At 69.3% G+C, this 25,603-nt stretch carries 23 protein-coding genes and 1 riboswitch; of the genes, 16 read left to right on the forward strand and 7 right to left on the reverse strand.

All coding sequences use genetic code 11. The features are described from left to right. The first annotated feature begins 23 nt into the window (after window positions 1-23). From CY658_RS26090 to CY658_RS26105, 4 genes are all read left to right on the forward strand, one after another. Window positions 24-1,490 (forward strand): malonyl-CoA decarboxylase, encoded by a 1,467-nt coding sequence (locus CY658_RS26090; protein WP_101492954.1) that lies wholly within the window; start codon window positions 24-26, stop codon window positions 1,488-1,490. Between the two features lie 93 nt (window positions 1,491-1,583). Continuing rightward, on the forward strand, window positions 1,584-2,573 hold the full coding sequence (locus tag CY658_RS26095; RefSeq protein ID WP_101492955.1) for a Bug family tripartite tricarboxylate transporter substrate binding protein: 990 nt from the start codon (window positions 1,584-1,586) through the stop codon (window positions 2,571-2,573). Then, window positions 2,570-3,352: an enoyl-CoA hydratase/isomerase family protein gene (locus CY658_RS26100; RefSeq protein ID WP_101492956.1), complete on the forward strand. Its 783-nt coding sequence runs from the start codon at window positions 2,570-2,572 to the stop codon at window positions 3,350-3,352. Before CY658_RS26095 ends, CY658_RS26100 begins: the two co-directional genes overlap by 4 nt. A gap of 27 nt (window positions 3,353-3,379) precedes the next feature. Then, window positions 3,380-4,921: a malonate--CoA ligase gene (locus CY658_RS26105; protein WP_101493092.1), complete on the forward strand. Its 1,542-nt coding sequence runs from the start codon at window positions 3,380-3,382 to the stop codon at window positions 4,919-4,921. Here the strand turns inward: CY658_RS26105 and CY658_RS26110 are convergent. From CY658_RS26110 to CY658_RS26120, 3 genes are all read right to left on the reverse strand, one after another. Then, window positions 4,918-6,621: a serine hydrolase gene (locus CY658_RS26110; RefSeq protein WP_101492957.1), complete on the reverse strand. Its 1,704-nt coding sequence runs from the start codon at window positions 6,619-6,621 to the stop codon at window positions 4,918-4,920. The two genes, CY658_RS26105 and CY658_RS26110, sit on opposite strands and share 4 nt — an antisense overlap. A 79-nt stretch (window positions 6,622-6,700) precedes the next feature. Then, on the reverse strand, window positions 6,701-7,762 hold the full coding sequence (locus CY658_RS26115) for a phenylacetaldoxime dehydratase family protein (RefSeq protein ID WP_101492958.1): 1,062 nt from the start codon (window positions 7,760-7,762) through the stop codon (window positions 6,701-6,703). A 20-nt stretch (window positions 7,763-7,782) separates the two neighbouring features. After that, the gene (locus CY658_RS26120) at window positions 7,783-8,787 is read right to left on the reverse strand and encodes a carbon-nitrogen hydrolase family protein (protein WP_101492959.1); all 1,005 of its coding nucleotides are present in this window, start codon (window positions 8,785-8,787) and stop codon (window positions 7,783-7,785) included. A gap of 179 nt (window positions 8,788-8,966) precedes the next feature. Here CY658_RS26120 and CY658_RS26125 point away from each other — a divergent pair, with 179 nt between their 5' ends. Next, window positions 8,967-9,932 carry a helix-turn-helix domain-containing protein gene (locus CY658_RS26125; protein WP_099796750.1) on the forward strand — a complete coding sequence of 322 codons (966 nt, stop codon included), beginning with the start codon at window positions 8,967-8,969 and terminating at the stop codon, window positions 9,930-9,932. Window positions 9,933-9,976: 44 nt separating this feature from the next. Here CY658_RS26125 and CY658_RS26130 read toward each other — a convergent pair whose 3' ends face one another. The 4 genes from CY658_RS26130 to CY658_RS26145 form a co-directional block, all read right to left on the reverse strand. Then, a complete protein-coding gene (locus CY658_RS26130; protein WP_101492960.1) occupies window positions 9,977-10,402 on the reverse strand; it encodes a universal stress protein in 426 nt (141 codons plus the stop codon). 73 nt (window positions 10,403-10,475) lie between these two features. Then, window positions 10,476-11,303: a sulfite exporter TauE/SafE family protein gene (locus CY658_RS26135; RefSeq protein WP_101492961.1), complete on the reverse strand. Its 828-nt coding sequence runs from the start codon at window positions 11,301-11,303 to the stop codon at window positions 10,476-10,478. Between the two features lie 289 nt (window positions 11,304-11,592). Next, complete coding sequence (locus CY658_RS26140) at window positions 11,593-11,940, reverse strand: cell division protein ZapA (RefSeq protein WP_101492962.1); 348 nt, start codon at window positions 11,938-11,940, stop codon at window positions 11,593-11,595. Continuing rightward, the gene (locus tag CY658_RS26145; protein WP_101492963.1) at window positions 11,937-12,164 is read right to left on the reverse strand and encodes a DUF904 domain-containing protein; all 228 of its coding nucleotides are present in this window, start codon (window positions 12,162-12,164) and stop codon (window positions 11,937-11,939) included. The genes CY658_RS26140 and CY658_RS26145 overlap by 4 nt, the downstream gene beginning before the upstream one ends. Window positions 12,165-12,296: 132 nt before the next feature. After that, a riboswitch (cobalamin riboswitch) is annotated at window positions 12,297-12,536 on the forward strand. Window positions 12,537-12,608: 72 nt separating this feature from the next. Here CY658_RS26145 and CY658_RS26150 point away from each other — a divergent pair. The 11 genes from CY658_RS26150 to cobN all read left to right on the forward strand — a co-directional run bounded on the left by CY658_RS26150 (window position 12,609) and on the right by cobN (window position 25,590). Further along, window positions 12,609-14,549: a TonB-dependent receptor domain-containing protein gene (locus CY658_RS26150; protein WP_101492964.1), complete on the forward strand. Its 1,941-nt coding sequence runs from the start codon at window positions 12,609-12,611 to the stop codon at window positions 14,547-14,549. Then, window positions 14,534-15,934 (forward strand): cobyrinate a,c-diamide synthase, encoded by a 1,401-nt coding sequence (locus CY658_RS26155; protein WP_101492965.1) that lies wholly within the window; start codon window positions 14,534-14,536, stop codon window positions 15,932-15,934. Before CY658_RS26150 ends, CY658_RS26155 begins: the two co-directional genes overlap by 16 nt. Then, complete coding sequence (locus CY658_RS26160; RefSeq protein ID WP_101492966.1) at window positions 15,921-16,502, forward strand: bifunctional adenosylcobinamide kinase/adenosylcobinamide-phosphate guanylyltransferase; 582 nt, start codon at window positions 15,921-15,923, stop codon at window positions 16,500-16,502. Before CY658_RS26155 ends, CY658_RS26160 begins: the two co-directional genes overlap by 14 nt. Next, window positions 16,499-17,380, forward strand: a complete 882-nt coding sequence (locus tag CY658_RS26165; RefSeq protein WP_101492967.1) for an ABC transporter substrate-binding protein — start codon at window positions 16,499-16,501, stop codon at window positions 17,378-17,380. Before CY658_RS26160 ends, CY658_RS26165 begins: the two co-directional genes overlap by 4 nt. 5 nt (window positions 17,381-17,385) lie before the next feature. Then, window positions 17,386-18,396 (forward strand): FecCD family ABC transporter permease, encoded by a 1,011-nt coding sequence (locus CY658_RS26170; protein WP_101493093.1) that lies wholly within the window; start codon window positions 17,386-17,388, stop codon window positions 18,394-18,396. Further along, window positions 18,393-19,175 carry an ABC transporter ATP-binding protein gene (locus tag CY658_RS26175; protein WP_101492968.1) on the forward strand — a complete coding sequence of 261 codons (783 nt, stop codon included), beginning with the start codon at window positions 18,393-18,395 and terminating at the stop codon, window positions 19,173-19,175. Before CY658_RS26170 ends, CY658_RS26175 begins: the two co-directional genes overlap by 4 nt. Window positions 19,176-19,495: 320 nt before the next feature. Further along, window positions 19,496-20,065, forward strand: coding sequence for a cob(I)yrinic acid a,c-diamide adenosyltransferase (gene cobO, locus CY658_RS26180; protein ID WP_101492969.1), 570 nt, complete (start codon window positions 19,496-19,498; stop codon window positions 20,063-20,065). Window positions 20,066-20,070: 5 nt separating this feature from the next. Beyond that, a complete protein-coding gene (gene bluB / locus CY658_RS26185) occupies window positions 20,071-20,769 on the forward strand; it encodes a 5,6-dimethylbenzimidazole synthase (RefSeq protein WP_101492970.1) in 699 nt (232 codons plus the stop codon). Beyond that, complete coding sequence (locus CY658_RS26190) at window positions 20,769-21,242, forward strand: MotA/TolQ/ExbB proton channel family protein (RefSeq protein WP_101492971.1); 474 nt, start codon at window positions 20,769-20,771, stop codon at window positions 21,240-21,242. Before bluB ends, CY658_RS26190 begins: the two co-directional genes overlap by 1 nt. Then, a complete protein-coding gene (locus CY658_RS26195; protein ID WP_101492972.1) occupies window positions 21,239-21,592 on the forward strand; it encodes a DUF2149 domain-containing protein in 354 nt (117 codons plus the stop codon). The genes CY658_RS26190 and CY658_RS26195 overlap by 4 nt, the downstream gene beginning before the upstream one ends. 53 nt (window positions 21,593-21,645) lie before the next feature. Next, window positions 21,646-25,590 (forward strand): cobaltochelatase subunit CobN, encoded by a 3,945-nt coding sequence (cobN, locus tag CY658_RS26200; RefSeq protein ID WP_101492973.1) that lies wholly within the window; start codon window positions 21,646-21,648, stop codon window positions 25,588-25,590. Window positions 25,591-25,603: the final 13 nt, after the last annotated feature.

Here is a 25,603-nt window from a genome sequence, read left to right on the forward strand (position 1 = left end):
ACCAACGGCACAGGAGCAGATCGATGAGTGCGACCGAGTGGTTCCAGGCGCGCCTGCGCATGGGCGAATCGTCCAAGGTCCCCGTGGCGAGCAACGGCGCCACGAAGGGCTCGGCCCGCCACACGCCCAAGCCCAGCGCCCGCACCACCGCCGAGCGGCTGCAGGCCACGCTGCGCAAGGCCGACGAGGCGCTGTCGCCGCGCACGCTGCGCCGCGTGCTGGCCGAGTTGCAGGCCGTGATCGATCCGCGCGTGAGCGAGGTCGAGGGCGGCCGCCGCGCCCATGCCATCGCGCAGGCCTACGCCGGCGCTTCGCCGGAAGAGCGCCGCGACTACTGGGCGCTCATGAGCGAGCATTTCGCCGCCGACGCGGGCAAGCTCAACAGCGCGCGCGACCAGCACCAGACCGCCGTCGGCACGCCCGACGAAGGGCAGGCCGAGCTGCGCCTGCGCCGCGCGCTGGTGTCGCCGCGCATGCGGCTGCTGCAGCGCTTCGCGGTCGAGCCCGGTGGCATGCGCTTCCTGGTCGACCTGCGCGCCGATCTGCTGCCGTGCCTGAAGTCCGACAAGCGCCTGCTCGCGCTCGAGGCCGAGCTGGAGCACCTGTTTTCCACCTGGTTCGACGTGGCTTTTCTCGAGCTGCGCCGTATCGACTGGAACTCGCCGGCCTCGCTGATCGAGAAGCTCATCCGCTACGAAGCGGTGCACGACATCAAGAGCTGGTCTGACGTGAAGAACCGGCTCGACGACAGCGACCGCCGCTGCTACGGCTTCTTCCATCCGCGCCTGCCGAACGAGCCGCTCATCTTTGTCGAGGTGGCGCTGGTCGACCGCATCAGCGAAGGCATCGTGCCGCTGCTCGACGAGGCCGCCGTGCCCGTGCAGCCGGCCAAGGCGACCACCGCGATCTTCTATTCGATCAGCAACACGCAAACCGGCCTGCGCGGCGTGAGCTTTGGCGACTCGCTCATCAAGCGCGTGGTCGAGACCCTGCAGGACGAGCTGCCGCGCCTGAAGACCTTTGCCACGCTGTCGCCCATTCCGGGCCTGCGCACGTGGCTCGCCAAGAATGCCGCCGAACTGCTGCCGCGCCTGGACGAGAAGCGCGAAGCCGAACTCGGCCGCCTCGTCGGCTCGGTGCCGCCGACGGCCGAGCGCCTGCTCGCAGCAGTTGATGCGGCCGCAGAACTCGACGCGAAATCGCCGCTGCGCCAGTGGCTGCTGCAGGTCGCCGCCGAGTACCTGGGCCGCACGCTGGTCGACGGCACGCCGGCCGATCCGGTGGCGCGCTTCCACCTGGGCAACGGCGCACGCGTCGAGCGGCTCAACTGGGCCGGCGACCCGTCGGCCAAGGGGCTCAAGCAGTCGTACGGCCTCATGGTCAATTACCTGTACGACCTCAAGCGCCTGGACCGCCATCGCACCTGGCTGGCCGAAGGCAAGATCGCGGTTTCGGGAGACATCGAAGGCCTGTTTCTCAAAAAAGGCTGAGTCCGTTCGCTTCGCCGCGGCAGCGCTGCGGCCCGCACCTTGACCGCCGGAGGGCGGCAACTTTCACAACGACGACGACAGGAGACAAGACAGATGACGCAACAGAGTTTTCAACGACGCGATGTGCTGCGCGTCGCCGCCGCTGCCGGGGCCGTGGCCCTTTGCGGTGGTGCGCGCGCCCAAGGCTGGCCGACCAAGCCGGTGACCATGGTGGTGCCGTTCCCGGCCGGCGGAGGCACCGACGCCTTCGCGCGCCCGCTGTCGGCCCAGTTCTCCCGCGCGGCAGGCCAGACGCTGGTCATCGACAACCGCGGCGGCGCCGGCGGCACCGTGGGCGCGAGCATCGCGGCCAAGCTGCCGGCCGATGGCTACTCGCTCTTCATGGGCGCCGTGCACCACGCCATCGCACCGTCGATCTACCCCAAGCTCGACTACGACCTCGAGAAAGACTTCGTGCCCCTGATGCTGCTGGCCAACGTGCCGCAGGTGGTGGTGGTCAACCCGAAGCGGGTGCAGGCCGCGACCATCCAGGAACTCATCGCCACGGTCAAGCGCAACCCCGGCAAGCTCAACTACGGCTCGGCCGGCTCGGGCACGTCGCACCACCTCGCGGGCGAGCTGTTCAAGCTGCAGACCGGCACCTTCATTACCCACATTCCGTACCGCGGCGCGGGCCCGGCGCTGTCCGACCTGATCGCCGGCAACGTCGACCTGATGTTCGACGGCCTGGGTTCTTCGGCGCAGCACATCAAGGGCGGCCGCATCAAGGCGCTCATGGTCGCCGGTGCCAAGCGCAACCCCGCCTTCCCCGACGTGCCCTGCGCCGCCGAAGTGGGCCTGCCCGACTACACCGTCACCACCTGGTACGGCCTGTGGGCGCCCAAGGGCACGCCGGCCGAAGCGCAGACGCAGATCATCGACACGATGAAGAAGGCGCTTGGCACCGACGAGCTCAAAGCCATCTGGGCCCAGAACGGCTCCGAGATTCCGAACGTCACGAACGCCGCCTACGGCCGCTTCGTCAACGCCGAGATCAAGCGATGGGCGACCGTCGTGAAGGCCTCGGGCGCCAAGCTCGAATGAGCGATCGGCAGGTCTCGCTGCGCCGCGAAGGCGCCGTGGCGGTCGTCACGCTGTCGAACCCGGGGCGCCTCAATGCGATGACGCGCGCCATGTGGCGCGAGCTGCGTGCGGTGTTCGGCGGCTTGCACGGTGACGCCGCGCTGCGCTGCGTCGTCGTGCGCGGGGAGGGCGGTGCCTTCTGCGCGGGCGGCGACATCTCCGAGTACCCCTCGTTCCGCTTCGACGAAGCGAGCCTGCGCGAATTCCACGAGAACGAAGTCTGGGCCGCGCTGCAGGCGATGCTCGATTGCCCGTTGCCGCTGGTGGCGCAAATCGAAGGCGCCTGCATGGGCGCCGGTGTCGAAATTGCCAGCTGCTGCGACATCCGCCTGGCCGGCGCGTCGTCGAAGTTCGGCGCGCCCATCGCGAAGCTGGGCTTCCCGATGGCGCCGCGCGAAGCCGCATTGGTGCATGGCGCCATCGGCGACGTGCTGGCGCGCGACATGTTGCTGGCCGCCGGCGTGCACGGCGCGCAGCGGCTGTACGACGCCGGCTTTCTGCTGCACGTGTTGCCCGACACCGAAGTGCCGGCTGCCGCGCAGGCGCATGCCGCACGCATCGCGGCGCTCTCGCCGCAGGCCGCGCGCCTGCACAAGGCCACCTTCACCGCACTGAAGCGCGGTGGCGCGGCGGCACAGCAGCTGCTGGCCACCGCGTATGACTACGCCGACACCGCCGAGCACCGCGAAGGCATCGATGCCTTCCTGGCCAAGCGCCCTCCGAATTTCCGCTCTTCCTGAGCCTGCCGTTCGATGATGACGAAGATGATGAAGACGAAGTCCTCCCCCAACGCCAACCTGTTCGCCGCCTTGCGCGCGGCCTTTCCCGCCGACCTCGACGCCATCGCGGTCGAGACCGACAACGGCCTGCACTATTCGTGGCGCGACCTCGACCGCGCCAGCGCGATGATCGCCAACCTGCTCGACGGCCTGAAGCTCGAGAAGGGCGCGCGCGTCGCCGTGCAGGTCGAGAAATCGGTCGAAGCCATGCTGCTGTATCTCGCGACCCTGCGCGCGGGCTACGTGTTTTTGCCGCTCAACACGGCCTACCAGAGCGCCGAGATCGAGTACTTCATCGGCAACGCCGAACCCGCCGTGGTCGTGTGCACGGGCCGCAATGCGGCCTGGGTGCGCCCGATCGCCGAGGCGGCCGGCACGCGCCATGTGTTCACGCTGGACGACGACCGCACCGGCACGCTGCTCGACGCCGCGGCGCGCTGCAGCGACCGCCACGCCGTGGCGGTCAAGAAGCCCGACGACCTCGCCGCCATCCTGTACACCAGCGGCACCACGGGCCGCAGCAAGGGCGCGATGCTCACGCACCGCAACCTGCTGTCGAACGCCGAAGTGCTCAAGACCTATTGGGGCTGGAAGAAGGGCGACGTGCTCATCCACGCGCTGCCGATCTTCCACGTGCACGGCCTGTTCGTGGCGCTGCACGGTGCGCTGCTGAACGGCAGCAAGATCATCTGGTTCTCGAAGTTCGACCCCAAGCGCATCGTCGCCAAGCTGCCCGAAGCCACCGTGTTCATGGGCGTGCCCACGCTCTACGTGCGCCTGCTGGCCGAGCCGGGCCTCACGCGCGAGGCGGTGCGCACCATGCGCCTGTTCGTCGCGGGCTCGGCGCCGCTGCTCATCGAGACGTTTGACGAATGGCGCGAGCGCACCGGCCACACGATCCTCGAGCGCTACGGCATGAGCGAGACCGCGATGCTCACGTCCAACCCGTATGACGCGAAGAAGGGCGAACGCCGCGGCGGCACCGTCGGCTTTGCGCTGCCGGGCGTGCAACTGCGCGTGCGCGACGACGAGGGCAAGGACCTGCCGGTCGACGAAATCGGCGGCATCCAGGTGAAGGGCCCCAACGTGTTCGCTGGCTACTGGCGCATGCCCGAGAAGACCAAGGAAGAGTTCACCGCAGACGGTTTCTTCAAGACCGGCGACGTGGGCAAGATCGATGCGCGCGGCTACATCACCATCGTCGGGCGCAGCAAGGACCTGATCATCAGCGGCGGCTACAACGTGTACCCCGCCGAGATCGAGGGCTACATCAACGAGATGGCCGGCGTGGCCGAAAGCGCCGTCATCGGCGTGCCGCACCCCGACTTCGGTGAGGTGGGCGTGGCCATCGTGATCCCCAAGGCCGGCGCCACGATCGACGCCGACGCCATCGTGGCCGAGCTCAAGGCCAAGCTCGCGAACTTCAAGATCCCGAAGCGCTGCTTCGTCGTGCCGGAGCTGCCGCGCAACACGATGGGCAAGGTGCAGAAGGCGCTGCTGCGCGCCGAGCACAAGGGGCTGTTCGCCTAGGCCTTCGCGATCCTGGGCGCGAGGGCCGTGATGCGCGGCTCGTGAAAGATCAGCGCGTCCACTTCGCCCGGTGAAGGCCGGCGGAACTCGACGCCGAAACCTTCCAGCGTGTCGACCTTGAAGTTGCGCCCGTTGGCCGGCAGCAACCGGTGGGTCGGCTGGCCCGGAATCGTCATGGCGAGCTGGCCCATGGCGTCGAGCCTGATCTCGATCACGCGGCCGCTGTGCAGGTAGTCGCCGGCGCAGAGCTTGCGGAAGGCCGCATCGAGCACATCGCCGGCCGCGACGCGGCGGAACACGATGTCGTCGACCATCTGTTCGAACGGAATCTCGAGGCGGTCGATGCGTCCTTGCCGGTCGTAGCGGAAGGTGACGGTGCGGTCGCTGGGGTGCAGCAGCGTCGGCCGGTCGGGCGTGACGAACACGTCGTAGTGGCGGTGTTCGAGCGTGTCTTCGACACCGCGCCACCGCCACGCGAGCCCGTCCGCCTGCTGTTCGATGCGGACCCGTCCGTAGGCCGGGTGGTCGTAATCGCCTGCGTAGTCTTCCAGCGCATGGCTCGGCCGCGTGCCGCTCTGGCGCACGTCGGCCTTGGCTTTCTTGTCGATCTCGATCTGATCGAGGGCCTGCTTGCGCCGGGGCGCCAGCCGGCCGAACCAGTCGATCGGGTCGCGGCCGCAGATGCGGTCGAGCACCGCGTAGGTGAGGATGGCGTTGGTGCTGCCCGGCGCGCGGTTGGTGAGCACCACCACGCCGGCGCGGCGCTCGGGCTGTATTGTCATGAGCGTGCCCCAGCCGGCCCAGGAGCCCGAGTGCGCGATGGTGCGCTCCCCGCGGTAGTGCTCGCAGAACAGGCCGAGGCCGTAGTGCGAGTCGCCGATCTCGGTGAACTCGGAGCGCGCCATGTGCACGCGCGGCGTGGTCATTTCGCGCAGCGCCTGCGCCGACAGCAGTTGCCGTTCGCCCGCCTTGCCGTCGAGCAGAAATCGCGCCCATTTCGCCATGTCCGAGACCGACGCGTTGATGCCGCCAGCGGGTGTGGCGCGAATGGGCGACAGCGGCGTGCGGTGGCGTTCGTTGCCGTCCATCGCGTGCGGGCGCGCGCCGTCTTCGGCCGCACCGAGCGCTTCGATGGAAAAGCCGAAGTGCTTGAAGCCCAGCGGCCGCATCAGGTGCTCGGTGGTGAAGTCCTGGTAGCTCTGGCCGCTGATCCGTTCGGTGACCATGCCCGCGACGAGGTAGCCGAGGTTCGAGTACTGGAAGGTGTCGCGCAGGTCCTTGTTCGGCGCGAGGTGCCTGAGCGCCGCCAGCATCTGCGCGTTGCTCAGGTCGCCGGGCATGTGGATCCAGTCGTGGCGCGGCAGCCCGCTGTGGTGGCACAGCAGGTCGCGCACGGTCAGGCGCCCGGTCACCACCGGATCGCGCAGGCGGAATTCGGGAAGCACCTCGCGCACGGGCTGGTCCCAGTCGAGCTTGCGTTCGTCGACCAGCAGGCCGAGTCCGGCCGCGGTGAACGACTTGGTGAGGGAGCACAGCAGAAACTGCGTGTCGGGGGTCACGGGCAGGTCCGTGTCGGTGTCTCGCACGCCGTAGCCTTTCAGCACGGCAATTTCGCCGTCCTGGATGACGGCCAGCGCGAGCCCGGGGACTTTCCATTCCTTCATCGAGGCTTCGACGAGGCTGTCGAGATCGTTCCACATGGGTGGGGCTCCTTGCCTTGGTTGCCTGGGATAGGGTCGCGCATCCTACGGCATCCCGACCGCCCGACAGTGCATGTGCCTAGGTCATGGCAAGCCCGTTCATGAGCCCGCTGCGTGCGTGGCAGTTGATGTACTCGTAGCTCTGCTCGTCGGCTTTCAGCACCGAGACCTCGTGGTACACGCGCAGCTGCAGCTGGAAGTTCAGTGCCTGCACGTAGCGCATGAAGCTGCCGAAGATCGCGACGTGTGTGGGGTGCGACTCGGCCCAGCGTTCCATGTCGGCGAGCGAGCGCCAGTAGCTCAGGCCAAAGGACTTCTGCAGCGGCGCGCCGGCCGCGTCGAGGTGGTGCATGTAGCGGTTGCTGTAGCAGCCGATGGCCAGGCCCTGGTCGCGCAGGAAGTCCATGCCTTCGCGCAGCACCGGCTCCATGTCTTCGAGGTAGAGCGTGCGTTCCTGGCCCGTGGTGTCGGTCCATTCCTGGCCCGAGCGGATCATCGCGATGTTCTCGTGGCCGGCAATGCGCACGCGTTGCCCCCATGCCGGCGTGCCCGCGACGACGGCGCGCATGCCCGAGGGCGCCAGCGCATCGGTCTGCGACAGTGGAATGCGGTCGCGCATCGAACCCCAGTAGCCGTGCTCCTGCAACTCGCCGCTGACGTCGCCCATGACCACGCCGATGCCTTCCATGCGATCCGGCGTGTTGAACATCGTCTCGAAGTGCTCGACGCGCGGCGATGCGATTTCGCGGAAGTAGCCCAGGCCTTCCGTCAGGCGTTCGTCGGCACGCCACCATGCGTCGATCTCGGGCGTTGCGAGCCAGCGTGCGTGGGCGGCCGCATCGTGCCAGTACGCGATGGCGATCATGTTGTCGAAGCCGTCGGCATCGACGAAGTGCGTCAGGTCGTGGTGGCCCGGCCCGTCGGGCAGCGCGAAGCTGCGCACGATCTTCTGCAGCGCGGCGCAGGCGCGGCCCTGCATGTCGGGGCCGCGCGACTGCACGCCGAAGCAGCCCATGACCACCTGCGTGACCGAGGTGGGCGCGCGGGCCGACCAGACGGGGTAGGGCGGCGTGTAGTCGTCCTCGACGCGGCGGTGCCGCGTGCGGGGGCATTTCAGATGCTCGGCAATGGCGGATTCCATGGTGCGGCTCCGTCGTCGGTTCAGGCCACGATCGGCTCGGGCACGCTGCCCTCGGGCTCCGGCGTGAGCTGCACCACCACGGGCGTGCGGCGCGTCTTGTTCAGCAGCAGCTGCGTGACGTCGGGCCGCGAATAGTGGCCGCTCGGGTCGGCCGCCGCCTTGGCGAGCGCGATCATGCCGAGGTCGATGTCTGCGATCACCAGGCCTTCGGCGTCCTCGGCCAGCGGCGTGCCCAGTGGCGAACCGTCCGGCCCGTAGATGCGCGCATGCCCGCCGCCGACGCCCAGCATTTGCCGCTTGCCGTCGTCGGTGCACATCAGCTCGCTCATGGCCTTCGACACCGTGGCGCAGGGCGCAATGACGAAGCAGCCGCCCTCGACCGCATACACCTGGCTCGCGGCGTTGTTGACCTCGTGGCCCAGCGCATAGGCCGCGCCGCGGTAGAGCGAAAAGCTCGGCCACGCGCCGCAGTGGATCTGCTCGTTCTGCGCATACATCGCGTACTTGCTGAGCGGCTGCAGGTGCTCCCAGCAGCACAGCGAGCCGATGTTGCCCAGCGGCGTCTCGACCACGTGCAGGTCGGCGCCGTCGCCTTCGCCGAACACGGTGCGTTCCACGTGCGTGGGCTTGAGCTTGCGGCGCGTCTGCACCGTGCGGCCCTGGTCGTCGATCAGCGCCTGCGCGATGTAGAGGCTGCCCGCCGCTTTCTCGCTGTAGCCGAGCGAGAGCCAGATCTTGTGCTGGCGCGCCGCCGCCTGCAGGCGCTCGAACTCGGGCGAGCCGATGACCAGCGAGTTGTCGTGGTAGCGCTGCACGAACTGCATGCCCCAGGCCGGGGAATCGAGCCAGACCCACCACGGATAGCCGGGCACCCAGGTCTCGGGAAAGGCGATGAGCTGCACGCCCTGTTTCGCGGCCTGCGCCATCAGGTCGATGGTCTTGTCGATGGTGGCGTCGAGGTCGAGGAACACGGGGGCGGCCTGCACGGCGGCGACGCGCAGCTTGGGGTGGACGGTGGTCGGCATAAGGTGTTCTCCAGGGGCAATGAACGTAACGAAATCCCCGCCGTGCGCACCGGGTTTGCGCGGTGGCATGCGGGTTGCATGAAGCGTAGATTCGCGCCGCCGGAACGCCTTGACCCGGATTGGCGGCGTTCTTGTTCCAGCGTTGCATGTGCCTTTGCGAAGGCCTTCCGAGGACCCCGATGACCCATCTGCTCAGCACCGATGCCGTTTCTCGCGACCAGCGGCTCGCGTACTGGACCGACATGATCTGCAACGTCTACGTGCAGCTCGAATGCGATGCGGTGCGCCCCGGTGACGGCGGCGACTTCGAGGGCAGCATCCGCCAGCACGCGCTGCCCGGCCTCGGCATGTCGGTCGTGACCTCGCGGGCGCAGAAGGTGGTGCGCACGCCGCGCCACATCGCGGCGTCGAGCGACGACTGCTTTCTTGTCAGCATCCAGGCGCGCGGGCAGGGCGTGGTGCGCCAGGACGGGCGCGACGCCGTGCTCGGTGCCGGCGACTTCGCGCTGTACGACAGCACGCGGCCTTACGAGCTGCTCTTCGACCAGCCCTTCGAGCAGATCGTGCTCAAGCTGCCCGGCGAGCGGCTGCGCAGCGAATTGCGCGACACCGAGGCGCTCACGGCCACCACGGTGTCAGGGCGCGAGGGCGCGGGGCACCTGCTGCTGGGCATGATCCGCACGCTGCGCGAGGACTTCGACGCGCTGCAGCCGGCCTCGGCGCTGGCGGTGGCGCATGGCGTGCAGAACATCCTCGTGGCCGGCCTGCAGACGCTGCCCGCGGCGCACGCACCGGCGCTCAGCAACCTCACGGCGTACCACCTGGGGCGCGTGAAGCAGCGCATCGACGAGCAGCTGGCCGACCCGACGCTGTCGGTGGGCACGCTGGCGGCGCAGCTGGGCATGTCGGTGAGCCACATCCACCGCGTGTTCAAGAGCGAGCCGCTGACGCCCTCGCAGTACATCTGGGAGCGCCGGCTCGACGCGTGCAGCCGCGACCTGCTGGAGCCGCGCCTGGCAGGGCGGCCGGTGGGAGAAATTGCGTACGGGAGGGGCTTCAACGACGCGGCGCATTTCAGCCGCGCGTTTCGCGAGCGCTTCGGATGTTCGCCGCGCGAATGGCGGCGGCAGCGCTCGCAGCCATGACCGCGGCAACGGCGCATCGGCCGTTGCCGGGTTGACGGGTCCTTTTACTGAACCAGCAGCACCGAGATGTCGGTCTCGGCCACGACCTTGGTCGCCACCGAACCCATCAGCGCGCGGCCCAGGATGCCGTGGCCGTGCGTGCCGAGCACGATCATTTCGGCCTTCGATTCGCTGGCCGACTTGAGGATTTCTTCGGCCGCGTGGCCGTGGCGTGCGTCGGCTTTGTAGTTGGTCACGCCCTTGTCGGCGAACCAGGCCTTCACCGGGTCGAGCACCTTGGCGTTTTCCTCGGCGTAGTAATCGGTGACGATTTCCTTGCTGAGGTGCCGCGCCACGTGGCCGGAGATGCCGGTGCAGACGTTCACCACCACCAGCTCATGGCCGTCCACGAACATGGCGCGGTGGGTCAGCAGGTAGTTGAGGGCTTTTTGCGTGTAGGCGCTGCCGTCGACGGCGATGAGGATTTTCATGGCTTTCCTTTTACGACTATGAACAACAGCTGCATAGGATGGCACAGGAACGCCGGTGAACGTTTGATATGCCTCAGCCCCGCAGGCCCTTCCAGAGCATGTAGGCGGCCAGCAGGTACAGGATGCTCGCGAACACGCGCTTGAGCTTTTTCACCGGCAGGTTGTGCGCGGCCTTGGCGCCCAGCGGCGCGGTGAACACGCTGCAGGCCGCGATCACCACGAGCGCGGGCAGCCAGATGTAGCCGAAGGCGCCGGCCGGCAGGCCCTGCACCGACTGGCCGGCGAGCACATAGCCCAGCACATTGGCCACCGCAATCGGAAAGCCCAGCGCCGCGCTGGTCGCCACCGCGTTGTGGATCGCGACGTTGCACCAGGTCATGAATGGCACGCTGATGAAGCCGCCGCCCGCGCCCACCAGGCCCGAGATGAAGCCGATGGTGCCGCCCGCCGCGAGCTGGCCGCCGGTGCCGGGCATCTGGCGCGTGGGCTTGGGCTTCTTGTCGAGGAACATCTGCGTGGCCGAGAAGCCCACGAACAGCGCGAAGAAGATGGCAAGCGCCGTGCCCTTGAGCAGTGCGAACACGCCCAGGCTGCCCGCGAGGCTGCCGATGACGATGCCGGGTGCCAGGCGCTGCACGATGTCCCAGCGCACCGCGCCGCGCTTGTGGTGTGCGCGCACGCTGGACACCGACGTGAAGATGATCGTCGCCATCGAGGTCGCGATCGCCATCTTCACTGCGAGGTCGGCCGGCACGCCGCGCTGGCCCATGATGATCGTGATGAACGGCACCATCAGCATGCCGCCGCCGATGCCCAAGAGGCCCGCGAGGAAACCGGTGCCCAGGCCGAGCGCGGCGAGTTCGGCGATCAGGAGCGGGTCGAGCAGTGCGGTGAAATTCACGGGGTGTCGAGAAAAAGAGCGGCTGAAAAAGCAACGGCCCCGTGCGGTGAAGCAGGGGGCCGTGGCGGGAAAAGGTGTCTGCAGATGGTGTGCCGGACCCGCATCCTGAACCAGGGTTCAGGTGGGCGAGGGCAGCAAGACTTCGGGTTCATCTGACGCGAGATGATCACGCCCGTCTAGCGATGTACCAAGCCCGGCTCCGGAGAGCATTGGAACAAGGAAATATTAAGCCCGACACGTCTGCAGACGAAGTGGATTTTACGCCCCGTCTGCGTCGCGCCGCGTGCCTTCAGAGCAAATGTCCATCGCCCGCCAGGGCTTGATCGAGTCTTTGAATGAGCTGGGCGGCCTGCGGGTCGGTGTCACCGGAGGTTTCGCCGGTGCTGACGGCGGCTGCAACGGCAACCGCAGGGGCCGGTGCGGCGGCAGCAGCGGCCTGTTGTGCCGCGAGATCGAAAGCCAGGTTCAGCGAGGCGAGCACGGCGATGCGATCGCGGGCCTTCACCTTGCCTGCATCGCGGATCTTGCACATGGCCGCGTCCACGCGGTCGACGGCCTCGCGCAGTTGCGCCTCGCCGCCGTCGGGACAGCCGAGCAGGTAGCTCTGGCCCATGATCTGTACTTCAATCTGCTTCATGCGTGATGGGAATCTTCGGAAGGGGGTTCGGCCGGCAGCCGTTCGAGCAGGGCATCGAGGCGGGTGCGGGCCGCGGCGAGCCGCGACTTCAGGCCGTCGCGTTCACGTGTGAGCGCATCGACCTGTTCCTGCAGCAGCACATTGGTGCGCTGCACCTCTTCGTGACGCACAAGCAGGCGTTCCACACGCTCGGCGATCTGGTCGATGGGGCTGGAGGCGGGCATGGTTGGCGATTGTAGTTTCCCGGGAATTCGGAAGGTCCGGCGCACCGCGCGGGCGCACGCCGGACGTGGCCGAGATTCTGGGGCCTGCGCCGCCGGTGATCAAACCCGGTGTGGCGTGTGCGCCCCGTGGGCCTAAAATCTCGCCCGTTGGTGCTCGCGGCGTGGTTCGCACGGCGCAGTTCAACGGGAAGCAGGAGTGGACGCCCCCCGGGGCCGAAGCCGCCTGCGCTGCCCCCGCAACGGTCAAGCAGACGACGCCGCAAGGCGTCACCCCTTTCCATCCAGCCACTGGGCGCTCTGAAACAGGCGCCTGGGAAGGCGGCAAAGGGTCGATCTGCCAGCCCGGATACCGGCCAACAAGGCGGCTGCCGCATCGGCAGCCATGACGCCCATGGCGCCGGCGGGGAAGCCGGCCAGGGCATAGAAGTTCGTTCGGTTCACCCCATGATTTCCTGTGTTTCCCTCTCCAGCGGCCGCGCCAGCGTGCGCCGCAACCGTCCCGCGTGCCTGCCGCTGACGCTTGCCCTGGCCTCGGCCTTCGGCGGCCTGGCCCTGGTGCCGCTGGCTGCGCAAGCGCAAACCGCCGCCACGCTCGACGAGACTGTCGTCACCGCCAACCGCACGCCCCAGGCGCTGTCGGACCTGGTGGGCGATGTCTCCATCGTCGACCGCAAGACCATCGAGCGCAGCGGCGCGACCGGCGTGGCCGATGTGCTGGCGCGCCTGCCCGGCATGGAGATCTCGCGCAGCGGCGGTGTGGGCAACGCCACCAGCGTGTTCATCCGCGGCGCCGAATCGCGCTTCACCGCCGTCTACCTCGACGGCGTGCGCATCGACTCGCAATCGACCGGCGGCGCCGGCTGGGAAGGCATTCCGCTCGCGCAGATCGATCGCATCGAAGTGCTGCGCGGCCCGGCCGCCGCCGTCTACGGCTCGGACGCCGTGGGCGGCGTGATCCAGCTCTTCACCAAACGCGGCGAAGAGGGCGTGTCGCCCTACGCCGGCATCGGCTTCGGCAGCCACGGCCTGCGCCGCATCGAAGGCGGCGTGAGCGGCAAGTCGGGCCTGCTTGATTACTCGTTCGGTGTGGCGCATGAAGAAAGCAAGGGCTTCAACGTGCAACCCCTCGCCAAGCGCACGCCCTCGAAAGACGGCTTCACCAACCCCGACCGCGACGGCTACCGCAGCACCTCGGGCAACCTGAAGCTGGGTTTCCAGATCACGCCCGACCAGCGCCTCGACGCCACCTTGCTCACCAGCAACACCGAGGCCGCCTACGACCCGTCGGTGAGCTTTCGCACCAAGCTGCCGATCACCTTCCGTGACGACGTGTCGACCAACGAGCTGCGCACCGCCGGCCTGACCTGGTCGGCCAAGTGGAACGACATCTACAGCACCCGCCTGCAGGTGACCGATTCGCAGACCGTCTACAAGACCCAGCCGTCGTTCTACCGCACTGAAACCCGCCTGCGCGGCTACCTGTTCCAGAACGAATTCCGCTTCGGCGCGCACCTGGTGACCGCCACGCTCGAGCGCCGCGAAGACGCGCTCGAAAACGCGCCGACCACCTCGGCCAAGCTGTTCTCGCGCGACCGCTCGCAGAACGCCGCCGCATTGGGCTACGGCTACGTGAAAGGCCCGCACTCGCTGCAGCTGCACGTGCGCCACGACGACGACAGCGAGTTCGGCGGCAAGACCACCGGCAGCGCCGCCTACGGCTACGCCATCACGCCGAGCCTGCGCGCCACCGTGTCGGCCGGCACCGCGTTCCGCGCGCCCACGCTGTACCAGCGCTTCAGCGAGTACGGCCTGGCGAGCCTGCAACCCGAATCGAGCCGCAACGTCGAGCTGGGCCTGCAGTACACGGCCGGCGCCACGCAAGCTGGCATCGTGCTGTACCGCAACCGCGTGCAGAACCTCATCGTGTTCGACGGCAGCGCCAAGGGCTGCCAGTCGTCGTTCGGCTGCTACGCCAGCACGGCGCGTGCGCGCTACCAGGGCGTGACGCTCACGGGCGGCCACCGCATCGGCGACGTCACCTTGCGTGCCTCGCTCGACTACCAGGACCCGCGCGACCTCGCCACCGACAACCTGCTGGCGCGCCGCGCGCGGGCCCACGGCACGCTGGGCGCCGACTGGCGCGTCGCAGGCTGGACGCTGGGCGCCGAGATCCAGAGCTCGGGCAAGCGTTTCGACGACGCGGCCAACACCGTCAAGCTCGGCGGCTACACGCTGCTGAACCTGTCGGCCAGCACGCAGATCACGCGCGACCTGAACCTCGTGGCGCGCGTGGACAATGTGGGCGACAAGGACTACCAGTTCGCACGGCTCTACGCCAACGGGGGCCGCACCGCGTACGTCGGACTCAAGTGGACTCCGCAGTAAACACCCGTCGTTTCCCGCCTGGCGCCGCTGCCACCTGCGCTGCGGTGCTCGTGGCTGCGCCGGCCTCCGGCCAAGGCAAGACCACCGTCGCGGCCGCGCTCGCGCGGCTGCACGTGCGCCAGGGCCGCCGCGTGCGGGCCTTCAAGTGCGGGCCCGACTTCCTCGATCCGCACTGGCTCGCGCTGGCCACCGGCGCGCCGGTGCATTCGCTCGACCTGTGGATGACCGGCGAAGCCGACTGCCGCGCGCGCCTGCATGCCGCCGCGTGCGAGGCCGACCTGGTCATCGTCGAAGGCGTGATGGGCCTGTTCGACGGCACGCCCAGCGCGGCCGAACTGGCCGCGCGCCTGGGCCTGCCCGTGCTGGCCGTGATCGACGCGCAGGCCATGACCGGCACTTTCGGTGCACTGGCGTACGGCCTGCAGAACTTCCAGCCGGGCCTGCCCTGGGCCGGCGTGCTCGCCAATCGCGTGGCCAGCGAGCGCCATGCCGACATGCTGAAAGACGCGTTGCGCGAGCCCGGCGACTGGCTCGGCGCCTTGCCGCGCAGCGCCGACTTCGCGCTGCCTGAACGCCACCTGGGGCTGGTCGGCGCGGCCGAACTGGGGGCTGACGCCATGGTGCGCCTCGATGCTGCGGCCGACGTGCTCGCGACCACGCCGCTCGGCCAACGCACGCCCGATCAGCTGCCGCAGGTGCGCTTCGAACACGAAGCCGCTGCGCCCATCGCGCCGCTGCTGGCCGGACGCACCATCGCCATCGCGCGCGACGCGGCGTTCTCCTTCATCTACCCGGCCAACCTCGACGTGCTCGAAGCGCTCGGCGCGCGGCTGGCGTTCTTCTCGCCGCTGGCGGACGAGCCGCTGCCGCCTTGCGACGCGGCCTGGTTCCCCGGCGGCTACCCCGAGCTGCATGCCGAGGTGCTGTCTGCCAGCGACCGGCTGCGCCTTTCGCTTGCCAACCACGTGACCACCGGCAAGCCCATCTGGGCCGAGTGCGGCGGCATGATGGCGCTGTTCGACGAACTCGCCACGCGCGACGACGCCGAGCCGCACGACGTGCACCGCCTCTGGGGCGTGCTGCCGGGGCGGGCGGTCATGCAGAAGCGGCTCGCCGGTTTGGGCCCGCAGCAGCTGGACCTCGGCGTGCATGCCTTGCGCGGCCACACCTTCCATTACTCGCGCTGCGAGACGCCGCTCGCGCCTGCCGCGCGCACCGTCGGCACGCGCGGTGGCGAGGCGCTGTACGTGCATGGCCCCGTGCGCGCGAGCTACTTCCATGCGTGGTTCGCGTCCAGCCCGGAGGCGACCGCGCGGCTCTTTGGCGCCATGCCCCTCGAACTCGACAGCCACGCCGCACCGGCGTCTTCCGATGCCCCTCATTGAGCACGAATTCATCCTCGGCGGCCAGAAAAGCGGCAAGTCGCGGCGCGCCGAGCAGCGCGCCGCCGACTGGCTGGCCCAATCGCCCACATCGCGCCGCGCGGTGCTGATCGCCACGGCGCAGGCCCACGACGACGAGATGCGCGATCGCATCGCGCGCCACCGGAGCGACCGCGCCGAGCGTGTACCCGGACTGCAGACCCTCGAGGAGCCGATCGAACTCGCGCGCGCCATCGTCACGCAGAGCGCACCCGACACGCTCGTGGTGGTCGACTGCCTCACGCTGTGGCTCACCAACCTGCTGATGCCGCTGCGCACCGAAGGCGCCGCCGTGGTCACGCGCACGCCCTCGGCGCACGCGACGCTGCTGCTGATCGCGCTGCGCGAGGCGCGTGGGCCCGTGGTGCTGGTCGGCAACGAGATCGGCCTCGGCGTGATCCCGTTGGGCCGCGAGACCCGCGCTTTTGTCGATGTGCTGGGCCGCTTGAACCAGGACGTCGCGGCCGCCTGCCACCGCGCGACGTTGATGGTCGCCGGCTTGCCGCTGACGCTGAAGGCGCCTGCCGCATGAGGTTCGAATCCATAAAGACGTGGCTGCGCGCGTTGTCACTCGGCCTGGGGCTGGTGGTGTGCGCACAGGCCGCGCAGGCCATCGACGTGGTCGACGAGCGCGGCGTCACCGTGCACCTGGCGCAGCCACCGCAGCGCATCGTCTCGCTGCTGCCGTCGCTGACCGAAGGCGTCTGCGCGCTCGGCGCCTGCGACCGGCTGATCGGCGTCGACCGTTACTCCAATTCGCCCGCGCAAGTGCGTGCGCTGCCGCAGCTCGGCGGCGGGATCGATCCGAATGTCGAAGCCATCGTCGCGCTCAAGCCCGATGTGGTGCTGCTCGCCAAGTCGTCGCGCGTCACGCAGCGGCTCGAGGCGCTGGGCCTGAAGGTGATCGTGCTCGAACCCAAGAGCCACGCCGACGTGCGCCGCGTATTGAACGCGCTCGACCAGGTGCTCGGCACGCACGAGGCGCCCGCCGTCTGGCGCGCGATCGATGCGGCCGTGTCGGCCGCGGCGCAGTCGCTGCCCGCCAGCGCCAAAGGCTTGCGCGTGTACTTCGAGGTCAACACCGGCCCCTATGCGGCGGGCGATTCGTCCTTCATCGGCGAGACGCTCGCGCGGCTCGGCGTGAAGAACATCGTGCCCGCGTCGCTCGGCCCTTTTCCCAAGCTCAACCCCGAGTTCGTCGTGCGCGCGAACCCCGACCTCATCATGGTCAGCGTGCGCAGCGCGATGGGGCTGGAACAGCGCCCCGGTTGGGCCGGCATCCGCGCGGTGCGCGAAGGGCGCGTGTGCCGCTTCGACGCCGAACAGACCGACGTGGTCGTGCGCCCCGGCCCGCGCATGGACGAGGCCGCGCGCCTGATGGCGCAGTGCCTGTCGGACAAGGGGCGGTGAGCGGCATGCATTCCGCTCATCTGCGTCGCGTGCTGCTGCTCGGTGCCGGCTTGCTGGTGCTGGGCGGTGCGTTGCTGCTCTTCGGCCTGGGCATCGGCAGCACTGGTTTCCAGAGCCTGCTGTCTGCGCGGCACGATCCGGTGGCGCTGCAGATCGTCTGGGACATCCGCCTGCCGCGCACCCTCGGCGCCTGGCTTGCGGGCGCGCTGCTCGGGCTCGCGGGCGCGGTGGCGCAGGGCTTGTTCCGCAATCCGCTGGCCGATCCGTACCTGCTGGGCAGCGCCTCGGGCGCGTCGCTCGGCGTGGCGCTGGCGCTGATGCTGTTCGGCGGCTCCGTCACCAGCACGCAATGGGTGATGCGCATCGGGCTCACCGGCGCGGCTTTCGTCGGCGCCGTGGCCGCGGTGCTGCTCACGCTGACGCTGGCGCGCGGCGTGCAACAGACCCTGCGGCTGCTGCTCGCAGGCGTGATCGTCGGCGTGGTGCTGGGCGCCGCGAAAGACCTCATCACCATCGCCTCGGCCGACATCCTGCAGGCGCTGCAGGGCTTCGTGCTCGGCAGCACGGGCCTGGTCGGCTGGACCGCCTGCGCCGTGATGGCGGCGGTCGGTGCAGTCTGCCTGCTGTTGGCCTGGGCGCTCGCGCCGGTGCTCGACGGGCTCGCGCTCGGCGAGGCCACGGCGCGCAGCCTCGGGTTGCCGCTCGGTGGCATGCGCGCCGCGCTGGTGGCGGTGCTGGCGCTGGCGACTGGCGCCGCCGTCGCGCAGACCGGCCTGATCGCTTTCGTCGGCCTGGCCGCACCGCACCTGGTGCGCTCGGTGGTCAAGACCACGCATGCGCGGCTGATCGTGCTGTCGGCGTTGATGGGCGGGCTGCTGCTGATGGCGGCTGACCTGCTGGCGCGCTGGCTGATCGCGCCGCAGGAACTGCCGGTGGGCGTGCTCACGGCCGTGCTCGGCGGCAGCTACCTGCTGTGGCTGATGCACCGGCGCGGCGCGAAGGGAGGCGGCCTATGAGCCGTACCCCATCCGCCGCGCTCGAAGCGCATGGCCTCAGCGCGACGCTCGGGTCTGTCGAGGTGCTGCACAGCATCGACCTGTCGCTTGCAGCGGGGCGCTGGACCAGCATCGTCGGACCGAACGGCGCCGGCAAGTCGACGCTGCTGAAAGCGCTGGCTGGGTTGCTCGCACATCGCGGCGAGGTGCGGCTTTTCGGTGAGGCACAGGCTGCTGTGCCGGCCCGCGTTCGCGCACGGCGTCTGTCATGGCTCGGTCAGAGCGGCACGGGCGAGGGCAGCGCCGACGACCTGATGGTCTACGACGTCGCCATGCTCGGGCGCCTGCCGCACCAGCGATGGCTCGCGGCACCTAGCGACGCCGACCGCGACGCCGTGGAACGCGCACTGCGCAGCACCCAGGCCTGGGACTGGCGCGACCGTCCGCTGGGGCAGCTGTCGGGCGGCGAACGTCAACGTGTGCTGCTGGCGCGTGCGCTGGCGGTCGAGGCCGAGCTGCTGCTGATGGACGAACCGCTGGCCAATCTCGATCCGCCGCATCAAGCGGACTGGATGAAGACGGCACGCGAACTGGTCGCTCAAGGCCGCACCGTGGTCAGCGTGTTGCATGAATTGCCGATGGCGTTGGCTGCAGACGAATTGGTGGTGATGAATCGGGGGCGGGTGGTGCACCACGGTGCTTGCTCCGACCCCGTGACGCACGAAGCACTGGAGCAGGTGTTCGACCATCGGATTCGCGTGCATCGCGTGGCAGACCAATGGATCGCGTTGCCGCTATGACGCCTCGTACATCGAGTCATTCAGGGCGCGCTCCCGCCGACGGGGCACCTTGCTCCGCGAATGTCCTCCGCCCTTCGGGCTCCCCCTTAATTTCGCTGCGCAAGGCACCCCATCGACGTGAGCGGTGGACAGTGCGGTTGTTGATCGACCGGCACAACGACCGCGCTCGGTGTGCGCAGGACACTGGGTGCTTCCCGCAGCGAAACCAAGGAGGAGGGCGTGAGGCGAAGCCCGGGGGACATTCGCGGAGGGAAGTACCCGGTGGCCTGTGCACACGCCCTGAACAACGGACACAAGAACACCCCAGAACGGAACCCCTCATGCAAATAGAAACCCCTCCCAGCGAAAAGCCGTACGAAAAGCCCGAAGGCGAACGCCGCGGCATCGTCATCGTCAACACTGGCAAGGGCAAGGGCAAGAGCACCGCAGCCTTCGGTCTCGCGCTGCGCGCACACGGCCGCGGCAAGGCCGTGAAGATCTATCAGTTCATGAAGGTGCCTTCGGCGCGCTTCGGCGAGCACCGCATGTTCGAACAGATCGGCATTCCCATCGAAGGCCTCGGCGACGGCTTCAGCTGGAAGAGCCAGGACCTCGAACGCTCGGGCCAGCTGGCGCGCGACGGCTGGGAAAAGGCCAAGGCCGCGATCCTGTCGGGCGACTTTTTTCTCGTGGTGCTCGACGAGATCACCTATCCGCTGATCTACGGCTGGCTGCCGCTCGAAGGCGTGCTCGAGACCCTGCGCGCGCGGCCGAAGCATGTGCACGTGGTACTCACCGGCCGCCGCTGCCCGCCCGAGATCATCGAGCTGGCCGACACGGTCACCGAGATGCAGATGGTCAAGCACGCGTTCAAGGCCGGCATTCCGGCGCAGCGCGGCATCGAGGACTGAACCCGATGGTGGCGCATGCGTTCGCGGCCGACGAGGCGAAGGCGGTGTACCGCGCCATCCACGAGCGGCGCGACATGCGCCACTTCGCAGGGGGTGAGGTGCCGCCCGAGGTGCTGCGCCGCCTGCTCGACGCCGCGCACCATGCGCCCAGCGTCGGCTTCATGCAGCCATGGCGCTTCATCCGCGTGCGCGGCGAAGGGCTGCGCCGGCAGTTGCACGAGGTGGTCGAGCGCGAACGCGTGCTCACCGCCCGCGCGCTCGGCCAACGCGAAGACGAGTTCATGCGCCTCAAGGTGCAGGGCGTGCTCGATGCGGCCGAACTGTTGGTGGTGACGCTGGCCGACGGGCGCGAGCAACATGTCTTTGGGCGCCGCACCCTGCCGCAGATGGACCTGGCCTCGGCCTCCTGCGCCATCCAGAACCTCTGGCTCGCGGCGCGTGCCGAAGGGCTGGGCATGGGGTGGGTGTCGCTGTTCGAGCCTGCCGAGCTGAGCGTGCTGCTCGGTCTGCCCGAAGGCGCCGAGCCGATTGCCTTGCTGTGCCTGGGGCCGGTGCATGCGTTCTACGAAGAGCCGATGCTGCAGCGCGAACGCTGGGCGAAGCGCGCGCCGCTTGCCTCGCTGGTGTTCGACGAAAGCTGGGGCCGGCCGTCGGACCTGTTCGATCCTTCTTCCACTTCATCTTCTTCCGTGGAGCCCACCTGATGCTGGCCTTCGACACCGTTCTCTTCGAGCTTGCGCGCCTGTTCCTCTGGCCCGTGACGCTCGGCGTGCTGCTGTCCTTTGTCTATGCGGTGTACAGCCTCGGCGCCTTCGGCATCGAGTGGTGGCAGCGCCGCCGCGACCCGTCGCGCGCGCTGGTGCTGCAACGCCACGCGCAGGCCAGCCAGGAGCAGATGGAGCTGGTCGTGCTCAAGCAGCTCGAAGGCGTGCGCCTGTGCAGCCGCGTGGCGCCGATGCTGGGGCTGATCGCGACCATGATCCCCATGGGCCCGGCGCTCGTGGCCGTGGCCTCGGGCGAATCGCAGGGCGTGGCGCAGAGCCTGGCGCCCGCGTTCGCGGCGGTGATCGTGGCGCTGGCCTCGGCCTCGATCACCTTCGTGGTCTACACCGTGCGCCGCCGCTGGCTCATGCGCGAGCTGGTGATGCTGCTCGATGCGCGGGACAGGTTGTCATGAGCCGCAGGCAGTTCTCGATCCTGAGCAGCCTCGACAGCGATGACGACGACCCGGTGCTCTCGACCATCAACCTGATCGACGTCTTCATGGTCGTCATCGGCATGCTGATGATCGCGGTCATCAACAACCCGGTGAACCCGTTCTCGCAGGACAAGGTGACGGTCATTCGCCACGAAGGCCAGCCCGACATGGAGATCATCACGCGCGAAGGCCAGAAGGTCACGCGCTTCAAGGCCAGCGGCACGACGGGGCAGGGCGACGGCGAAAAGGCCGGCACCGCCTGGCGCCTGAAGGACGGCACGATGATCTACGTGCCGGCGGACGCGGTGCCGGCGTCGGGCGGGAAGTGACGCGGCTTTTCGTCTTCTGGCTCTGGCTTTTGTGCCTTGGGGTGCAGCCTGCGATGGCGGCCGAGTCTCGTGTGGTCGTGTTGAGCACGGCGCTGGTGTCGCCGGCGCGCGTGGTGCGATTGCAGACGGCAGCGCGTGCGACCGACGTGCCGTTGCAGGTGGTGTCGGCCGCGCAGGACACGCCCGATGCGCTGGCCGCCGCGCTCGATGGTGCGCGCCTGCTGGTCATCGATGCACCGCACCTCAGCGTCGCCCAGTCGGCGGCGGCGCGCTTCGGCGACGTCATTGCGCGCAGCGCCGTTCCCTATGTGCAGATCGGTGAGTTCGCCCTCGTGGCGAAAGGCCAGAAACCACCCGAGGTGCCGCCGTTCGCGGCCGAGCGCGGCGTCGATGCAGCCTGGGCGCAGCGGCTGCGCGCCTACTGGCGCTTTCCGGGTGAGGCGAATCTGAAAGCCTCGATGCAGGCGATGGCGCGCGTCGGCGATGCCGCCGGGCTGCCCGACCCCGTGCCGCTGCCACTCGCCGGCTTCTATCACCCCGACTGGCCGCGCGTCGAAAGCAGCATCGCGGCCGTCGAAGCACTGCCGGGCGGACAGGGCACCGTCGCCATCGCGGTCAACAGCGCCACGCTCACCGGCGACGACACCGACTGGCTCGACCGCCTGATCGGCACGCTCGCGCAGCGCGGCCTGCGCGCCTACGCCTTCTACGGCCCGCGCCAGCAGAAGGACCTGTTCTTCCGCATGACGCACGCCGGCGAGGGCGAGCGTCGCGTGGCCGACCTCCTCATCAACGCCGCACTGGTGTTCAGCCCGAACGAACGCAAGGCCGAACTCGAACGCATCGGCGTGCCCGTGCTGCAGACGCTGCCGTCGCTGGCCATGGACGCGTCGCAATGGGCGCGCAGCAAGGACGGCCTCGCGCAGACCGACATCGCGGCCTACTACAGCCCGAGCGAACTCGCGGGCATGACCGACCCGATGCTCGTGACGGCACGCGACGCAGTCACTGGCAGCCTGCAGCCACTGCCCGCGCAGATCGATGCCGTGGCCGACAAGGCCGCCGCGCTGCTGCGCCTGCGTCGCACGCCCGCCGCCGAGCGCCGCGTGGCGATGCTGGTCTACAACTACCCGCCGGGCGAGGCCAACTTCGGTGCATCGTTCCTCAACGTGCCGCGCAGCGTCGACCGGATGCTGTCCGCGATGCAGGCGGCCGGCTACCGCACCGAGGCACCCGGCGCGGACGCGGTCATCGCGCAGGTGCAGGCCACGATGAAGGCCTACTACCCGATGGCGCAAGGCGGCGATGCGCTGCAGCCGCTGCTCGACCAGGGGCTGGCCGACACGCTGCCGCTGTCGCAGTACCTCGCGTGGTTCCACGCGCTGCCCGTGGAGACGCAACGCCGCATCGACGCCTACTGGGGGCCACCCGAAGCCTCCGCGATGCTGCGGCCCGTGGCCGGCGCGCCGGCCTTCGTGGTGCCGCGCGTGCAGTTCGGCCAGGTGGTCGTGCTGCGCCAGCCGCCGCGCTTCGAGCCCGGCACGCAGGTGGCCGACAAGGCGCAGCAGGTGTACCACCGTGCCGCCGTGCCGCTGAGCCACGGCTACCTCGCGACCTACCTCTGGCTGCGCAGCCGCTTCGGTGCCGATGCGGTGGTGCATGTGGGCACGCACGGCACGGTCGAATGGTCAGCGGGCAAGGAGCGCGGGCTCTCGGTGCAGGACGATCCGCTGCTCGCGCTGGGCGACGTGCCCAACGTCTACCCGTACATCATGGACAACCTCGGCGAGGCGACGACTGCGAAGCGCCGCGGCCGCGCGACGATGGTGAGCCATTCGACACCCATGTTCACGCCCGCGGGCTTCCGCCCCGGCGTGCGGGAGATGCACGACCGCCTGCATGACTGGGAAACGCTGTCGCCTGGCGCGGTGAAGACTGCGATGGAGCGGCGCCTCACCGCCGACTTCGTCGCCCAGCACTACGACCGCGACCTGCAATGGACGCCCGCGCGCATCCGCGCCGACTTTGCAGGCTTCATCGCCGTGCTGCATCCGTACCTCGACGAGCTGGCGCAGACCGCGCAGCCGCTGGGCCTGGCGACCTTCGGCGAGGCGCCCGATGCGCAGCGGCGGCGCCAGACCATCCTGCAGATCCTCGGCAAGCCCGTGGCGCAGGCGATGGGCGAAGACCTCGACGAGATGTTCCTCACCGATACGCAGGGCATTGCAGCGTCGAAGCCTGCGCGCTGGCTGGAAGCCGTGCTGGCGGGCAACGACACCGCCGACGCTGAACCTCTGCGCACCCTGGCCGCACGGGCCCGCGCGCTCGAGGCGGTGCTGGCCCACAACGAAGAAATCGAAGGCCTGCTCACCGCGCTCGACGGCCGCTACCTGAAATCGCGCTACGGCGGCGACCCGGTGCGCGACCCCGACAGCCTGCCGACCGGCCGCAACCTCTACGGCTTCGACCCCAGCCGCGTGCCCACGCGTGCCGCCTGGGACACCGGCGTCGCCGCGATGGACGACTGGATTGCTGCACATGCCCGCACCCACGGCGGCCGTCCGCCGCAAAAGATCGCCTTCACGCTCTGGGCCGGCGAGGCCTCGCGCCACCAGGGCGTGACCGAGAGCCAGGCCTTCCACGCACTCGGCGTGAAGCCGCGCTGGGACGAAGCCGGGCGCATGGTCGGCATCGAGATCGTGCCGGCCGCGGTGCTGAAACGGCCGCGCATGGACGTGCTGGTCAGCGTCACCGGTTCGTACCGCGACCAGTTCCCGCACGTGATGCGCTGGCTCGACGAGGCCGTGCAGCAGGTCGCCGCGCTCGACGAGCCCGGCAACGCCGTCGCGCAGCACAGCGAAGCGATGGCGCGCACGCTGCGTGCCGGGGGCGCGACGGCGGCCGAGGCGCGGCGCTGGTCGACCGCGCGCGTGTTCTCGAACGAGCAGGGCAGCTACGGCGCCGGACTCGAAGAAGCAGTGCTCGCCACCGAACTCTGGAAGGGCCAGCAGCGCGGCGGCGGCGACGCGCAGATGGCCGGGCTCTACATGGACCGCATGGGCCACGCCTACGGGCGCGGCCTCGACGGCGCGACACGCACGGGCGCGTTCGCCGGCAACCTCGCGCAGGTCGATGCGGCGCTGATGGCGCGCACTTCCAACCTCTACGGCGTGCTGACCAACGACGACCCGTTCCAGTACCTGGGCGGCATCGCGCTCGCCGTGCGCCACCTCAGGGGCAAGGACCCGGCGCTGTACGTGCAGAACCTGCGCGACGGCGCGGCCGTGCGCACCGACACCGCCGCTGGCGCCATCGCGCGCGAGATGCAGACGCGCTACCTGCACCCCCAATGGATCGAGGCACAGAAGGCCGAGGGCTACAGCGGCGCGCTGCAGGTGCTCAAGACCGCGCAGTTTCTCTGGGGCTGGCAGGCGACCGCGCCCGCGGCCGTGCGCGCGGACCACTGGCAGTCGTTGCACGAGGTGTATGTGCGCGACACCTACAAGCTCGGTACGCGGCAGTGGCTGGAGCGCGAGAACCGCGCCGCCTTCGCGCAGACGCTGGAGCGCATGCTCGATGCCGTGCGGCTGAACTACTGGAAGCCCGATGCCGCGACGCGGCGCGAGCTGGCGCAGGCCTACACGGAGGCGGTGCGCGCCACGGGGCTGCGGGAGCGGAACGAGGCGGTGCAGCGGTTTGCGCAGGCTGCGTTGGTGCCTTCGCCATCGGCTGTGACTGCGCCTGCGCCGGTTGCCGCTGCACCGCCCATCGCGCCCGTCGAAGCGGCCACACCCGCACCCGAATCGCCCACCACGCCAGACCTAGCCCAGCCCGTGACCGGCCTCCAGTTGAAGCCCATCACCGACACCCCATCGCCCCCGCCCCCGCCGCCGTCCGCCGTGCTGCCGCGCCTGCTCGCCGCGTTCGGCGCCGCATTGCTGCTGCTCCTCGGCGCGCTGGTGCAATGGCGGCGCGGCCGGGCCATGCCTGCCGCCTGATTCACGAGAATGC

Source organism: Variovorax sp. RO1 (assembly GCF_002849325.1).
Taxonomy (GTDB): domain Bacteria; phylum Pseudomonadota; class Gammaproteobacteria; order Burkholderiales; family Burkholderiaceae_C; genus Variovorax.

Coding starts and splice junctions, on each gene's coding strand:
- CY658_RS26090 (WP_101492954.1), top strand. CDS start 24: ATGAGTGCGACCGAGTGGTTCCAGGCGCGCCTGCGCATGGGCGAATCG.
- CY658_RS26095 (WP_101492955.1), top strand. CDS start 1,584: ATGACGCAACAGAGTTTTCAACGACGCGATGTGCTGCGCGTCGCCGCC.
- CY658_RS26100 (WP_101492956.1), top strand. CDS start 2,570: ATGAGCGATCGGCAGGTCTCGCTGCGCCGCGAAGGCGCCGTGGCGGTC.
- CY658_RS26105 (WP_101493092.1), top strand. CDS start 3,380: ATGAAGACGAAGTCCTCCCCCAACGCCAACCTGTTCGCCGCCTTGCGC.
- CY658_RS26110 (WP_101492957.1), bottom strand. CDS start 6,621: ATGTGGAACGATCTCGACAGCCTCGTCGAAGCCTCGATGAAGGAATGG.
- CY658_RS26115 (WP_101492958.1), bottom strand. CDS start 7,762: ATGGAATCCGCCATTGCCGAGCATCTGAAATGCCCCCGCACGCGGCAC.
- CY658_RS26120 (WP_101492959.1), bottom strand. CDS start 8,787: ATGCCGACCACCGTCCACCCCAAGCTGCGCGTCGCCGCCGTGCAGGCC.
- CY658_RS26125 (WP_099796750.1), top strand. CDS start 8,967: ATGACCCATCTGCTCAGCACCGATGCCGTTTCTCGCGACCAGCGGCTC.
- CY658_RS26130 (WP_101492960.1), bottom strand. CDS start 10,402: ATGAAAATCCTCATCGCCGTCGACGGCAGCGCCTACACGCAAAAAGCC.
- CY658_RS26140 (WP_101492962.1), bottom strand. CDS start 11,940: ATGAAGCAGATTGAAGTACAGATCATGGGCCAGAGCTACCTGCTCGGC.
- CY658_RS26145 (WP_101492963.1), bottom strand. CDS start 12,164: ATGCCCGCCTCCAGCCCCATCGACCAGATCGCCGAGCGTGTGGAACGC.
- CY658_RS26150 (WP_101492964.1), top strand. CDS start 12,609: ATGATTTCCTGTGTTTCCCTCTCCAGCGGCCGCGCCAGCGTGCGCCGC.
- CY658_RS26160 (WP_101492966.1), top strand. CDS start 15,921: ATGCCCCTCATTGAGCACGAATTCATCCTCGGCGGCCAGAAAAGCGGC.
- CY658_RS26165 (WP_101492967.1), top strand. CDS start 16,499: ATGAGGTTCGAATCCATAAAGACGTGGCTGCGCGCGTTGTCACTCGGC.
- CY658_RS26170 (WP_101493093.1), top strand. CDS start 17,386: ATGCATTCCGCTCATCTGCGTCGCGTGCTGCTGCTCGGTGCCGGCTTG.
- CY658_RS26175 (WP_101492968.1), top strand. CDS start 18,393: ATGAGCCGTACCCCATCCGCCGCGCTCGAAGCGCATGGCCTCAGCGCG.
- cobO (WP_101492969.1), top strand. CDS start 19,496: ATGCAAATAGAAACCCCTCCCAGCGAAAAGCCGTACGAAAAGCCCGAA.
- bluB (WP_101492970.1), top strand. CDS start 20,071: ATGGTGGCGCATGCGTTCGCGGCCGACGAGGCGAAGGCGGTGTACCGC.
- CY658_RS26190 (WP_101492971.1), top strand. CDS start 20,769: ATGCTGGCCTTCGACACCGTTCTCTTCGAGCTTGCGCGCCTGTTCCTC.
- CY658_RS26195 (WP_101492972.1), top strand. CDS start 21,239: ATGAGCCGCAGGCAGTTCTCGATCCTGAGCAGCCTCGACAGCGATGAC.
- cobN (WP_101492973.1), top strand. CDS start 21,646: ATGGCGGCCGAGTCTCGTGTGGTCGTGTTGAGCACGGCGCTGGTGTCG.